1 pseudogene is annotated in these 331 nt (G+C 44.1%); it reads right to left on the bottom strand.

From position 1 onward, the window contains the following. Positions 1-197, bottom strand: a pseudogene (locus tag QVP40_RS11670) (bifunctional 4-hydroxy-2-oxoglutarate aldolase/2-dehydro-3-deoxy-phosphogluconate aldolase); the annotation flags it as partial. Positions 198-331: the final 134 nt, after the last annotated feature.

Genomic DNA, 331 nt, shown 5'->3' with positions numbered 1-331 from the left:
CCAACCAGCATTTCCGGATATTTTTCGCTCATAATACGAATAGACTCCTCTGCCGCCTCTGTACGAAAGGTCACCTCTGCACAGGGAAGACCGCCTTTTACCAGAGCATCTGCCAGGGGAGCCGCATCCTCTGCATCATTGAGAACTACTACGGGAACTACTGCATAATCATAAAACTGCTCTTCAAGTGTTTTCATTATTATCCATTCCTTTCTGTTATCTTTTTATATCAAAGCTCATATCCATCAGACTTCGGATAGTATCTGCATCATCGGTAATATTTCCATCTCCGTGAATGGTATGTTTGATGGCACTGCTGGCAACCGCAAAG

This window comes from Blautia sp. CAG:257 (assembly GCF_000433815.1).
Lineage (GTDB): Bacteria > Bacillota > Clostridia > Lachnospirales > Lachnospiraceae > Blautia_A > Blautia_A caecimuris.
This window is presented reverse-complemented; position numbering and strand designations above follow the sequence as displayed.